The following is a 13,299-nucleotide window of genomic DNA, read 5'->3' on the forward strand; positions in this document are numbered from 1 at the left end:
CCAGCATCCCACGGAGCGCGGACAGCCCCGGCCGGACCTGGGCGACGGCGGTGGCCGGCGGACCTGGAGAATGGGCCGGTGACCGAAGACCTCACCACCGACCAGCAGGACGTCGACGACCCGCACGCCCGGCAGCTGCTCGTCCTGCCCGACCGCGATGCCGCCGACGAGGCCGCGGAGGAACTCAGCGCCACCCAACCCGACCTCGGCGAACTGGAGGTCGTCCGCGACGCCCTGGCCGGCGAGGACGACGCCGAGGACGCCCAGTGGCTGGTCGTCGTCGAACCCCCGGAGGACGGGTGGACCCCGGCCCGGCTGCGCGCCCTGGACGAGCTCGCCGCCGAGCACGAGGGCTGGCGCGAGGAGGGCTGACCGTCCCCCGGGGCCGCCCGGCGACCCCTTGGCCCCGGCCGACTCGACCGCTCTGGCCACAACGGAAAACTCTCCGCCGGTAGTTGACGAGTAGTCGGGGTGGCGCTTTGCTTCAGGGACGGTGGTGATGGCGCGTGGTGGGCTTGATGTCATGCCCCTGACATCCGCGCGGGGCGCTCCTGTTTCCCGCTCCCCGCTCCGCCACCCGCCCCGCCCGCTCCGCCACCCGCCCCCCACGCGACACCCCCACGACTTCGGAGGCCCCATGGCCAGGAAGCGTTCCATCGCCCTCGCGGCGGGCACCGTCGCCGCACTCACCGCCCTCGCCCTCACCGCCGTACCGAGCGCGACGGCCCGGGAAACGAACCGGTCGGGCCCTGGGAACGTCTTCGTCTACCGCGTCCCCACCCACACCGCGGCAGACGCCCAGACGCTCACCGGCGCGGGCTTCGACCTGCTCGAACACCGCCGGGGCGACGCCCTCTTCGTGCTCGGCGACGCCCGCGACGGCACCCGGCTGCGACTGCTCGGCTTCGCGCCGGAGGTCGAACAGACGATGCCCGACCCCGCCCAGGCGCCGCTCCGACTCCGCCCCAAGAGCGGCCAACTGCCGGCCGGCGACCCGAACGAGACGTACGACGGCGGGTACCACACCGTCAACGCCCACTACGCCCACCTCGACCACGTCGCCTCCCAGCACCCCGACCTGGCCACCGTCGTCACCTACGGCCAGTCCTGGCGCCGGCAGAACGGCCGGCCCGGCGGCTACGACCTCAAGGCCGTCTGCATCACCAAACGGACCGGGAGCGACTGCGCGCTCTCACCGAACTCGGCCAAACCCCGCTTCTTCCTGATGAGCCAGATCCACGCCCGCGAGATAACCACCGGTGAAGTGTCGTGGCGCTGGATCGACCACCTCACCGGCGGCTACGGCAGCGACCAGGACGTCACCGCGCTCCTCGACTCCACCGAGATCTGGGTCGTGCCGATCGCCAACCCCGACGGCGTCGACATCGTCCAGCAGGGCGGCGACAACCCTCTCCACCAGCGCAAGAACGCCGACGACTCGAACGGCTCCGGCTGCGACTTCACCGGCCAGATCGGCGTCGACCTCAACCGCAACGCCGGCACCCACTGGGGCGGACTCGGCACCTCGACCGACCCGTGCTCCGAGGTCTACCTCGGACCGCAGGCCGACTCCGAGATCGAGAACACCGCCCTGGAAGGGCTGTTCCGCAACCTCTACCCCGCCGTACGCGGCCCCGGCGACACCGACCCCGCCCCGGCGGACACCCGCGGCATCATGATCACCCTGCACAGCGACGCCAGCATGGTCATCTTCCCGTGGGCCCACGACCACACCGTCCACACCGGCAACGACGCCGCCCTGCGTGCCCTCGCCGACAAGCTCGGCACCCTCACCGACTACCAGTCCGGCCAGGCCGGCGAGATCCTCTACGACGCCGCCGGCGGCACCGACGACTGGGTCTACGACAAGCTCGGCACCGCCAGCTTCACCGTCGAGGTCGGCGACAGCGACTCCCGCGGCTGCTCCGGCTTCACGCCCGCCTACTCCTGCCAGGACTCCTACTTCTGGCCCAAGATGAAACCCGCCCTGATGTACGCCGCCACCCACGCCCGGGCCCCGTACACGACCACGGCGACCGACGACTGATCCACCTCACCCCCGGCCGTGGCGTTCCGAACTCCCCGGAACGCCACGGCCGGGGACATTTCGGGGCGTCCATTGATTGACCGCGTGTGTTCACCAATTCCCCTGCCGGTCAGTCCATTTGGTGAGATCGGCCGAATTCTCGAATTTCTCCGCAGAGGGGTCCGGAGCCGTTCATTCCCCGGCCGCCGCAGGTATACCGGGGCCTCCCACCCTATGAGCGCACCGCCGCAGCCACCTTTCCCCTCGACAGGAGTCTTCCGTGACCCGTCGTTACGTCCGGCTCGCCGCCACCCTCGGCGCCGCCGGTGTGCTGGCCGGATCCACCGTCGCCCAGGCGGCCGCCGCCGAAGAGGGCCGCGACGCCCACGCCAAGCACGTGCTGCTGGTCTCGGTCGACGGCCTGCACCAGTCCGACCTCGCCTGGTTCGTGGCCCAGCACCCCCAGTCCGCACTGGCCCGGCTGATCGGCGGCGGCGTCGAGTACACCCGCGCGAGCACCACCAACCCCTCCGACTCCTTCCCCGGCATGGTCGCGCAGCTGACCGGCGGCGGCCCGGGCACCACCGGCGTCTACTACGACGACACCTACGACGCCGAGCTGCTCCCCGCCGGCACCACCGACTGCGACAACGCCAAGCCCGGCGTCGAGGTCGACCTCACCGAGGACCTGGACAAGAACCAGGACGCGATCGACGCCGGCCAGGGCCTCACCGGCCTGCCCGGCTCCATCCTGCGGATGACCGGCCGGCCGCAGACCCTGATCGACCCGGCCAAGCTGCCGGTCGACCCGGACACCTGCCGACCGGTCTACCCGCACTCCTACCTCCAGGTAAACACCGTCTTCGAAGTCGCTCGCCAGGCCGGTCTGCGCACCGCGTGGTCGGACAAGCACGCCGCCTACGACATCCTCAACGGCCCCTCCGGCGAGGGCGTCCAGGACCTCTTCACCCCGGAGATCAACAGCAAGGCGACCGGGTACAGCGGCAACTGGACCAAGGACAACACGGCCACCCGGCAGTACGACTCGTACAAGGTGCAGGCCGTCCTCAACGAGATCGACGGCTACGACCACAGCCGCTCGCAGAAGGTCGGCGCCCCGGCCGTCTTCGGCCTCAACCTCCAGTCCGTCTCCACCGCGCAGAAGCTCAAGAGCTCCGACGGCCTCCAGGGCGGCTACGCCACCAAGGGCGTGCCCGGCCCGCTGCTCGCGAAGAGCCTGGAGTACGTCGACCAGCAGATCGGCGCGCTGACCGCGGAACTGCGCGCGCAGCACCTCGACGGCTCCACCACGATCATCCTGTCGGCCAAGCACGGCCAGTCCCCGATCGACCCGACCGCGCTCAACCGGATCGACGACGGGCCGCTGCTCGACGGCCTCAACGCCGCCTGGAAGGCCGCCCGCCCCGGCGCCGGGAACCTCGTCGCCCACGCGGTCGACGACGACGCCGTGCTGCTGTGGCTCAACGACCGCTCCGACGGGGCCACCGCGTTCGCCAAGGCCTACCTGCTGGCGCAGAACGGCAACGGCGTCGACATCGACGGCAAGGCCCGCCCGTTCACGCGCAGCGGCATCGAGAAGGTCTACACGGGCGACGAGGCCGCCGACCAGTTCGGCGTCGAGCCGGGCGACGCCCGGGTGCCCGACGTCTTCGGCGTCGCCCAGTACGGCGTCGTCTACACCGGCGGCGGCAAGATCGCCGAGCACGGCGGCGCCCACGCCGACGACCTGAACGTGCCGCTGATCGTCTCCGGCGCCGGCACCCCGGGCGGCGTCCGCGAGGACCAGAAGGTCGAGACCAAGCAGATCGCGCCGACCATCCTGAAGCTCCTCGGCCTCAAGCCGAACGCCCTCCAGGCCGTCCGCGAGGAGCACACCCGAACCCTGCCGATCCGCTGACGACCGGCGGCCGACCGCCGACCGCCGACCGCCCCGGTCATCTCTCACGAGGCGAAAGGCGGTCGAGGCTGGCAGCCTATGGGGACTGCCGGCCTGTCGGGGCGGGCGGAGCTGTCGGGGCTTCCACCGCCTTCCTTGCGGCGCGCTCCGGGCGTGCCCGGAGCGCGCCGCAATCGTTTCCCGGGCCCCGCCCCGCCCCCCGCCCTCCCTCCTCCCCCACCCCATCCCCCAGACCCCTGACCCACCACCCCTGGGGGACGGAAGGAGAGCGAGGAAGGCGGGCCTTCAGATCGGCGGGGCCCGCGGGCCCCGGCCGGTCCGGGGCTCGACCGCGTCCGCCGGCTCGGCCGTGCCGTGCGCGCCCGCCTTGTGCGCTCCGTGCGCGCTCTGCGGGTGCACGGCCACGCCGAGGGTGGCCGGGGAGTCGCCCGTGACGGCGATGTCCCCTGACCGATCGGTGCGCAGCACCGTCGCGCCGAGCCCGCGCAACCGGTCCACCGTCCGAGGGGACGGGTGTCCGTACGAGTTGCCCTCGCCGCACGAGATCAACGCCAGCCTCGGCCTCAACCCGTCGACCAGGTCCCAGTACTGATGGGCGGACCCGTGGTGTGCGACCTTCAAGACATCCACCTGTCCCAATCGCCCCGACAACGCGGCCTGCGCAGGTGGCTCCAGGTCGCCCAGCAGCGCCATCCGCACCCCGCCGGCCACCGTCACCACCATCGCGACGCTCGCATTGTTGGCTCCCGGCGCCTCGACGTCCGTGCCCGCACCCGGCCACACCACGTCCCACGCCAACTCCGTTCCCGCAGACCGCCGTTCGCCTCGCCGTGCACGGATCAGTGGCACGCCCGCACCAGCCGCCCAACCCGCCACCCGGGCCGCCTCGCCCGGGGGATCGTCCAAGGTGGTGCTCTCGATCGCGCCGAGGCTGCGCCCACGCAAGACCCCGGGAACGCCCTCGACGTGATCGGCGTGAAAGTGCGTCACCAGGAGCAACGGCACAACCGTCACGCCGAGGTCCCGCAGGCACCGGTCGGCCGCGTTCGGATCCGGCCCCGCGTCGACCACCACCGCACTGCCGGGCGCATCCGTCCGCAGCACCAGCATGTCTCCCTGCCCGATGTCGCACATCACCATCCGCCACCCGGGCGGCGGCCAGCCCGTGGCGATCCGGCTGAGCACCGGCGGGCGCAGCAGCACCGCCATCAGGACCACCAGCAAAACGCCGGTCACCAGCGCCCGCACCCATCGCCGCCTGGGAGGACGCGCGCCCGGCTCCGCCCGTCGGGGCAGCAGCAGCGGCGCCGCCCAACAGGCCGCCAGCGTGGCCAGCCCGACCGTCACGACCCCGAACCACCCTCCCGGCCAGGACAGTTGCCCACCGGGCAGCTCGGCGCCCCGGCGTGCCACGAGGGCCAGCCAGCTCGCCGGCACCCCGGCCGGTCCCGCCAAGAACCGGGCCGCCGGCGGGAAGAGCGGCTGCAGCACGAGCACCCCGAAGCCGAGCAGCGTCGCCGGGGCCACCGCCAGCTCGGCCAGCAGGTTGCACGGGATCGCGACCAGGCTGACGTGCCCGGACAGCACCACCGTCACCGGCGTGCACAGCGCCTGGGCCCCCGCCGTCGCCGCGAGGGCGCCCGCCAGGTGGTGCGGCCAGCGCCGGGACCGCAGCGCCTCGGCCCAGTGCGGCCCGAGGACGAGCAGCCCCGCGGTGGCGAGCACGGAGAGCAGGAAGCCGTACGACCGCGCCAGGTACGGATCCAGCAGCACCAGGACCAGCACCGCTCCGGCGAGCGCCGGCACGGCCTGGCGGGGGCGGCCGGTGGCCAGCGCGAGCATGCCGATCAGGCCCGTCCCCGCTGCCCGCAGCACGCTGGGCTCCGGCCGGCAGATCGTGACGAAGGCCAGCGTGAGCGCCGTCCCGAGCAGGGCGCTGGTGCGCAGCGAGAGGCCCAGCAGCGCCGCGAGCCCGCGCCGTTCGGGCGTGCCCGCCCGGCCCGGGGCGCCCAGCAGGGCGCCGAGGACGATCGCCAGGTTGGCCCCGCTCACCGCCACCAGGTGCACCAGGTCGGTGGCGCGGAAGGCCTCCAGGAGGTCGTCGGAGAGCCGTGAGGTGTCCCCGACGACGAGCCCGGGCAGCAGCCCCCGCGCGTCCGGCGGGAGCCCGTCGCTCGCCGTCCGCAGGCCCTCGCGCAGTCGCCCGGCGATCCGCTGCGGCAGGCTCGGCTGCGCGAGCAGCCGGGGCTCGCCACGGGCCACCAGCAGCGCCGCGGCCTCCGTGTCGTACCCCTCTCCCGCCGGCCTGACCTCCGCCTCCACCGCGAGCCGGGCGGACGGGAGCAGCCCTTGCCACGGGCCGGCATCCTGACCCCGCACCATCACCGTGACCGGGGTCCTGGTCCGGACGGCCCGCTCCTCGGAGAGGGTCACGCGGTCGACCGTGGCGTCCAGCGTGAGGACCGACTGCCCGCCGGTCGTGCCTCCGCGGAACGCATGGGACGTGGGGTCCCCCGCAACGGTCAGCTCGACCTCCACGACGCGGGGCGGCTCGCCCGCCGGGCGCGGCGGCCCGTGCTCGGCCGCCCGGGCGAGGCCCGGCAGCGGCCCGCGGTGCAGGTCGGCGGTGTGCAGGAGCGTCGCGGAGGCCGACGCCGCGCCGGTGAGCAGGACCGCGGCCAGTGTCGTCGCCGTGCCCGTGCGGCGCAGCGCTCCCGGCCGGGCGAGCATCACGGCACCCGCGACAGCAGCGGCGCCGGCGAGCCAGAAGAACACGGCGTCGTGCCCCGGCGCGCGCCCCAGGAGCAGCGCCGCGACCGCCCATGCGGAGACCGCCGGGAGCAGCAGCCGGAAGTCGGCGCGGGCGGCGTGAACGGACGAGGCCTGGTCGGTGGCAGACACGGCGGTACCTCCCTTCGGCGAAGCGGGCGGGGGTGGACGGGACGTCAGAGGGTCAGCAACGGGCGGAGTTCCGCGTACGTCCGCGCGCCGATCCCGCTGACCTGCCGGAGCTGGTCGAGCGTGCGGAACGAGCCGTGCGACGTGCGGAACGCGAGGATGCGTTGGGCGAGGGTCGGGCCGACGCCGGGGAGGGTGTCGAGCTGTTCGAGGGTGGCCCGGTTGAGGCTGACGGGCTGCTTGGACGGGACGACCGCCGGCGGCCCCGGGCCGGCCCCGGCGGCGACACCGGGGTCCACGCCGGGCGGTGGCGCCGGCTCACCGACGCGGATCTGCTCGCCGTCCGTCAGCACCCGGGCCAGGTTGAGGCTCCGGGTGTCCGTCTCCGGCAACGGCCCCCCGGCGACCCGCAGGGCGTCGGCCACGCGGGAGCCACCGGGCAGGGTGTGCAGCCCCGGCGTGTGGACCCGGCCTCCGACGTCCACCACCACGACGGGCTGGACGGCAGGCGGTGGCACCGCCCCCTGCGGACCGCCCTCCGCACCCGTCTCGGCGGCCCCGGCCGGCAGCGACTGCGGCGATGCCACCGGCACCCCCGCCGCCAGCGCCGGTACCGCGACCTCCTGCGGCCGGGCCAGCCAGAAGTGCTGCACGGCGTACCCGACCGCGAACAGCAGCAGGACGGCCAGCCCCACCACCGCCCGCCGGTCCAGGACCACCGCCGGTCCGAAGCGGAACGGCACCCGGGGCGCAGCCTCCGGCGGCTCCACCGGCTCGGGTTCGCCTCGAGGCCTGCCCGGAGGGACGCCGCCCACCGCAGCGACACTCGGAACGGGCTCCGCAGGCGGCCCCATGGCCGCAGCCTCCCCAGCTCCAGCTCCCCCACCCGCGCCCGCGCCGGCACCCGCACCCGCACCCGCACCCGCTACAGGCATCACCGGCAACACGGCCGCCATCCGCAGCCGTACGGTCTCGTTGATCTCGTGGCGCTTAGCCGCGCCCAGGCCCATGCTCGTCATGCGGAGCACGCTAGGAGCCCGCGATCGAACGCGCGGACATTACCGAAAGCCTGTGGATAACACGGGAGTTGTGGATAAATCAGCTAGCTCACACGAGTGAGGAAGTGCTCGCGGCGTTGACCCGCCCCTCACCGACCGGCGAGACCACGACCGCCAGCAGCCCCGGCCCGACGTGCGCCCCGATCACGGCCCCCACCTCGCCGACGTACAGCTCCCGCAGCCCCGGCACTCGCCCCCGCAGCCGCTCCGCGAGCGGCTCCGCCCGGTCCTCCGCCGCCAGGTGGTGCACGGTGATGTCGACCGGCCCCGCCCCGGACCGCTCCACCGCGATCTCCTCCAGCCGCGCGATCGCCCGCGAGGCCGTCCGCACCTTCTCCAGCGGCTCGATCCGCCCGCCGTCCAGGTGCAGCAGCGGCTTGACCGCCAGCGCCGACCCGAGCAGCGCCCGCGCCGCCCCGATCCGCCCGCCGCGCCGCAGGTGCTCCAGGGTGTCGACGTAGAAGAAGCCGCTGGTCCCGCCCGCCCGCCGGGCCGCGGCACCGGCCGCGCCGGTCAGGTCCTCCCCCGCCGCGATGGCCTCGGCCGCCGCCAGCACCCCGTACCCGAGGGCCATGCCGACGAGCCGGCTGTCGACCACCTCCACCGGCACGGGCGCCTCGGCCGCCGCCAGCCGGGCGGCCTCCACCGTGCCGGAGAGCTCGCCCGAGATGTGCACCGAGACGATGCCCCGGGCCCCCGCCTCGGCCGCCGCGCGGTAGGCCGCGGCGAAGGAGTCGGGGTTCGGCCGGGAGGTCGTCACCCGCTGCTTGCCGCGCAGCGCTTCGGCGACGTCCTTCGGCGAGATCTCGACGCCCTCGGCGAGGACGGCGTCGCCGACCGCGACGCTCAGTGGGACCACCGTGATCCCGTGCCGGTCGAGGGCCTCCTGCGGCAGATAGGCCGTGGAATCCGTGACAAGTGCGAGGTCGGAGGGCATGAGGCGGAGGTTACTCCCCGTTCGGCCGGGATGACAGCGCCCGCCGTCCGGCTCCCGCGCGACACCACGGCGGCACTCGAACAGCCCCGCGCGACGGATCGAACGGCAGTCCCGGCACGAGCCCCCGGCCGCCGACGACGGTCGGCGCCGCCACCGGGTCAGCCGGCCGAAGGACCGGCCGAAGGCCCCGCGGACGGCTTCCGCAGCCGCCGGGCGATCTTGGCGAGCGGGTCACCGAGCCCGAGCAGGTCCTCGGCACTCGGCCGCCCCTTCCCGTCGGTGAGCCCGGCCCGCGGCGCCGACGCCTGCCTGCCCGCCCCCGCCGAAGCAGAAGCCGACCCCGACCCCGACCCCGACCCAGCACCAGCACCAGCACCAGCACCAGCACCAGCCGAGGCAGAAGCACCAGCCGAAGACCCGGAAGCAGAAGCACCCGACCCGACCCAGTGCCGCAGCGCCCCCGCCTCGCTCTCGCACTCCTGACTGAGCCGGCTCAGCTCGTCCTCCGCGAAGCGGTGCATCCGGTCCTGCGCCGCCCACCGCATGGTCTCCGCGGAGTGGGTGATCCGCTCCGCCCGCTCCCGCAGCTCGGGCAGCTTGGCCGCGATCCGCCGGGTGTCGGGCTCGCGCTCCAGCACGCGCAGTTCGCCGTCGAGTTCGGCCGCGTGGGCGTCCAGCCGGGTCAGCAGCGCGAGCGCCTCGCCGAGCTGGCCGTCCTGGGCGAGCCCGGACTCCAGGACCTGCCGGGTGCCGTCGAGCGAGGTGCGCAGGCCCAGCCGAACGGCGGAGATCTGCCCCTGCGGGCCTGGCTTGGCGAAGGTCTTGGCCTTGAGCGTGGCGTTCTCGACCGCGCGCCGGGCGTTGGCCTCATGGCGCTCGACCTTGACGGCGACGGCCTTGGCAGCCTTGACGGTGCCGACGACAGCCAGCACGACCACCATGATCCCGATGAGCAGGGCCAGTCCGAGCATCACGCCGAGCACGTCCATCACGAGCCACCTTCCGCCACCGGGCCGACCGACCGCTGCCGGTCCGACCCCACCGATTCGACCCCACCGATTCGACCCCTCGGGCCAACGCGGGCCGCACCCCGCCGAGGGTTCCACGGTAGCCGCCGGGCCGGTCCCATGGGCAGGCCGAACGGGCCAGGGCGGCCGAGATCAGGGACAGATCGGGGATCCCCCGGAGGGCCGGCACCCCACACCGGGCAAGCCCACACCAGGCACGCCCGCACCGGCAGGCCGCAACCAGACAGGCCACACCGGACAGGCCCACACGAAAACGGGCGGGCGCCCCGAAGGACGCCCGCCCGCACGAGCAAGCACTCACGAACAAGCACTCACGCAAAACCACTCACGAACAAGCGCTCACGAACAAGCGCTCACGAGCGAGGACGGCGAAGAGCCCGTCACCCCGTGACGATGTTGACCAGCTTCGGCGCCCGCGCGATCACCTTGCGCACCGGAGCGTCCCCGATCGCCGCGACGACCGCCGGGTCGGCCAGGGCCAGCGCCTCCAGCTCGGCGTCCGAGATCGTCGGCGCGACCTCCAGCCGCGCCTTGACCTTGCCCTTGATCTGCACGACGCAGGTCACGGCCTCGTCGACGACGTACGCCGGGTCGGCGACCGGGTAGTCGGCGTGCGCCAGCGAGTCGCCGTGGCCCAGCCGGCGCCACAGCTCCTCCGCGACGTGCGGGGCCAGCGGCGCGACCAGCAGCACCAGCTGCTCGGCGACGGCCCGCGGCGTGGAGCCGCGCTTGACCAGGTGGTTGTTCAGCTCGATGGCCTTGGCCACGGCCGTGTTGAAGCGCAGCCCGGCCATGTCGCCGCGGATGCCGTCGATGGCCTTGTGCAGCACGCGCAGCGTGGCCTCGTCGGCCGGCTCGTCGGTGACGACCAGCTCGCCGGTCGACTCGGAGACGACGTTGCGCCACAGCCGCTGCAGGAAGCGGTACGAGCCGATGACGGCGCGGGTGTCCCACGGGCGCGAGACGTCCAGCGGGCCCATCGACATCTCGTACAGGCGCAGGGTGTCGGCGCCGTACTCGTCGGCGATGTCGTCGGGGGCGACGGCGTTCTTCAGGGACTTGCCCATCTTGCCGGCCTCGCGCTTGACCGCCTCGCCCTGCCAGAAGTACTTGCCGTCGCGCTCCTCGACCTCGGCGGCGGGCACCGGGAAGCCACGCTCGTCGCGGTAGACGTCGGCGGTGATCATGCCCTGGTTGAACAGCTTGTGGAACGGCTCGACGGACGAGACGTGGCCCAGGTCGTGCAGCACCTTGTGCCAGAAGCGCGCGTACAGCAGGTGCAGCACGGCGTGCTCGGCGCCGCCGACGTACAGGTCGACGCCGCCGGCCGGCTTGGTGGCCGTCGGGCCCAGCCAGTAGCGCTCGTTGGCCGGGTCGACGACGGCCGCACGGTTGGACGGGTCGACGTAGCGCAGCTCGTACCAGCACGAACCCGCCCAGTTGGGCATGGTGTTGGTCTCGCGGCGGTAGCGCTTGGGCCCGTCGCCCAGGTCCAGCTCGACGTTGACCCAGTCCTCGTTGCGGGACAGCGGGGTCTTGGGCGAGGAGGTGGAGTCGTACGGGTCGTAGGTGTGCGGCGAGTAGTCGTCGACCTCGGGCACCTCGACCGGCAGCATCGACTCGGGCAGCGCGTGCATCACGCCGTCCTCGTCGTAGACGATCGGGAAGGGCTCGCCCCAGTACCGCTGACGGCTGAACAGCCAGTCGCGCAGGCGGTAGTTGACGGTGCCCTCGCCGATGCCGCGCTCGGCCAGCCAGGCGGTGGCGGCGGCCTTGGCGGCGACGACGCTCAGCCCGTCCAGGGACAGGTCGCCCTGTTCGCGGGCGGAGTTGACGATGACGGAGTCGTAGGTGTCGAACGCGTCGTCCCAGGTCGACGGGTCCTCGCCGCGCCCGTCGGTGGGCTCGACGACGCAGCGCATCGGCAGCGCGAAGGCGCGGGCGAAGGCGAAGTCGCGGTGGTCGTGGGCGGGGACGGCCATGATGGCGCCGGTGCCGTAGCCCATCAGCACGTAGTCGGCGATGAACACCGGGACGGGCTGCCCGCTGACCGGGTTGACGGCGTGGGCGCCGGTGAAGACGCCGGTCTTGACCTTGGCCTCGACCTGTCGCTCGACGTCCGACTTGGCGGCGGCCGCGGCGCGGTAGGCGGCGACGGCCTCGGCGGGGGTGGCTGCGCCGCCGGTCCACTCGGCGGGGACGCCCTCGGGCCACTCGGCGGGCACGATCGCGTCGACCAGGCCGTGCTCGGGGGCCAGGACCATGTAGGTGGCGCCGAACAGGGTGTCGGGGCGCGTGGTGAAGACGGTGATCTTGTCGTCGCCCACCGCGAAGTCGACCCGGGCGCCCTCGGAGCGCCCGATCCAGTTGCGCTGCTGCAGCTTGATGGCCTCGGGCCAGTCCAGCAGGTCCAGGTCGGCGATCAGCCGGTCGGAGTAGGCGGTGATCCGCATCATCCACTGGCGCAGGTTGGACTTGAACACCGGGAAGTTGCCGCGCTCGGAGCGGCCGTCCGCGGTGACCTCCTCGTTGGCCAGCACGGTGCCCAGGCCCGGGCACCAGTTGACCGGCACCTCCTTGGCGTAGGCCAGGCGGTACTCGCCCAGGACCTCGTCGCGCTCGGCGGCCGACAGCCGCGACCAGTCGCGCCCGCCGGGCACCTCGCGCTCACCGGACTCGAAGGCGGCGATCAGCTCGGCGATCGGGCGGGCCTTGCCGGCGGCCTCGTCGTACCAGGAGTTGAAGATCTGCAGGAAGATCCACTGGGTCCAGCGGTAGTACTCCGGGTCGATCGTGGAGATCGAGCGGCGCGGGTCGTGGCCCAGGCCCAGCCGGCGCAGCTGCTGGCGCATGTTGGCGATGTTGGCCTCGGTGGAGACCCGCGGGTGGGTGCCGGTCTGCACCGCGTACTGCTCGGCGGGCAGGCCGAAGGCGTCGTAGCCCAGCGTGTGCAGGACGTTGTGCCCGGTCATCCGCTGGTAGCGGGCGTAGACGTCGGTGGCGATGTAGCCCAGCGGGTGGCCGACGTGCAGGCCCGCGCCCGAGGGGTACGGGAACATGTCCATGATGAAGCTGTGCGGCTTCGCGGTGACGTCGCCCGCGGCCGGGTCGGCCAGGTCGCCGGCCGGGTTGGGAGCGTTGAAGGTGCCTTCCTTCTCCCAGATGTCCTGCCAGCGGGACTCGATCTCCGCCGCCAGCGCGGCGCTGTACCGGAACGGCTCGGTCGCGGGCTCGGCCGCGCCGGACGCAGGGGTCGTCTCGCTCATGGTCCTTCAAGCTCCATCGATGTCAGTTGGCGAACCGCGCACGTGAACCACCGCGCACGTGAACCGTGCACGGGGGCCGTGTTCGTGGACCGGCCGCGGGGACCGGGCACGTGCACCCGGGACGCGGCGGGCCGGGTACCGGAACGCCCCGGACCGGACCGGAAACGG

The 13,299-nt window shown here is 73.5% G+C and carries 8 protein-coding genes; 3 read left to right on the plus strand and 5 right to left on the minus strand.

Annotated features, from left to right (window positions below):
• Positions 1-78 precede the first annotated feature (78 nt).
• The 3 genes from PUR71_RS34300 (at position 79) to PUR71_RS34310 (ending at position 3,944) form a co-directional block, all read left to right on the plus strand.
• Complete coding sequence (locus PUR71_RS34300; protein WP_329931124.1) at positions 79-372, plus strand: hypothetical protein; 294 nt, start codon at positions 79-81, stop codon at positions 370-372.
• 265 nt (positions 373-637) lie between these two features.
• Positions 638-2,047, plus strand: a complete 1,410-nt coding sequence (locus PUR71_RS34305; RefSeq protein WP_329931125.1) for a M14 family zinc carboxypeptidase — start codon at positions 638-640, stop codon at positions 2,045-2,047.
• A gap of 259 nt (positions 2,048-2,306) precedes the next feature.
• On the plus strand, positions 2,307-3,944 hold the full coding sequence (locus PUR71_RS34310; protein WP_329931126.1) for an alkaline phosphatase family protein: 1,638 nt from the start codon (positions 2,307-2,309) through the stop codon (positions 3,942-3,944).
• A 285-nt stretch (positions 3,945-4,229) separates the two neighbouring features.
• On the opposite strand, the gene PUR71_RS34315 is transcribed toward PUR71_RS34310, so the two are convergent.
• From PUR71_RS34315 to leuS, 5 genes are all read right to left on the minus strand, one after another.
• Positions 4,230-6,845: a ComEC/Rec2 family competence protein gene (locus PUR71_RS34315; RefSeq protein ID WP_329931127.1), complete on the minus strand. Its 2,616-nt coding sequence runs from the start codon at positions 6,843-6,845 to the stop codon at positions 4,230-4,232.
• A 44-nt stretch (positions 6,846-6,889) separates the two neighbouring features.
• Positions 6,890-7,612, minus strand: a complete 723-nt coding sequence (locus tag PUR71_RS34320) for a ComEA family DNA-binding protein (RefSeq protein ID WP_329931128.1) — start codon at positions 7,610-7,612, stop codon at positions 6,890-6,892.
• 337 nt (positions 7,613-7,949) lie between these two features.
• Positions 7,950-8,837, minus strand: coding sequence for a DegV family protein (locus PUR71_RS34325; protein ID WP_329931129.1), 888 nt, complete (start codon positions 8,835-8,837; stop codon positions 7,950-7,952).
• A 158-nt stretch (positions 8,838-8,995) separates the two neighbouring features.
• Positions 8,996-9,826 (minus strand): hypothetical protein, encoded by an 831-nt coding sequence (locus PUR71_RS34330; protein ID WP_329931130.1) that lies wholly within the window; start codon positions 9,824-9,826, stop codon positions 8,996-8,998.
• 419 nt (positions 9,827-10,245) lie between these two features.
• A complete protein-coding gene (gene leuS / locus PUR71_RS34335) occupies positions 10,246-13,131 on the minus strand; it encodes a leucine--tRNA ligase (RefSeq protein WP_329931131.1) in 2,886 nt (961 codons plus the stop codon).
• Positions 13,132-13,299 lie beyond the last annotated feature (168 nt).

It is taken from the genome of Streptomyces sp. SP17BM10 (assembly GCF_036322405.1).
GTDB lineage: Bacteria > Actinomycetota > Actinomycetes > Streptomycetales > Streptomycetaceae > Kitasatospora.

Coding starts and splice junctions, on each gene's coding strand:
- PUR71_RS34305 (WP_329931125.1), top strand. CDS start 638: ATGGCCAGGAAGCGTTCCATCGCCCTCGCGGCGGGCACCGTCGCCGCA.
- PUR71_RS34325 (WP_329931129.1), bottom strand. CDS start 8,837: ATGCCCTCCGACCTCGCACTTGTCACGGATTCCACGGCCTATCTGCCG.
- PUR71_RS34330 (WP_329931130.1), bottom strand. CDS start 9,826: ATGGACGTGCTCGGCGTGATGCTCGGACTGGCCCTGCTCATCGGGATC.
- leuS (WP_329931131.1), bottom strand. CDS start 13,131: ATGAGCGAGACGACCCCTGCGTCCGGCGCGGCCGAGCCCGCGACCGAG.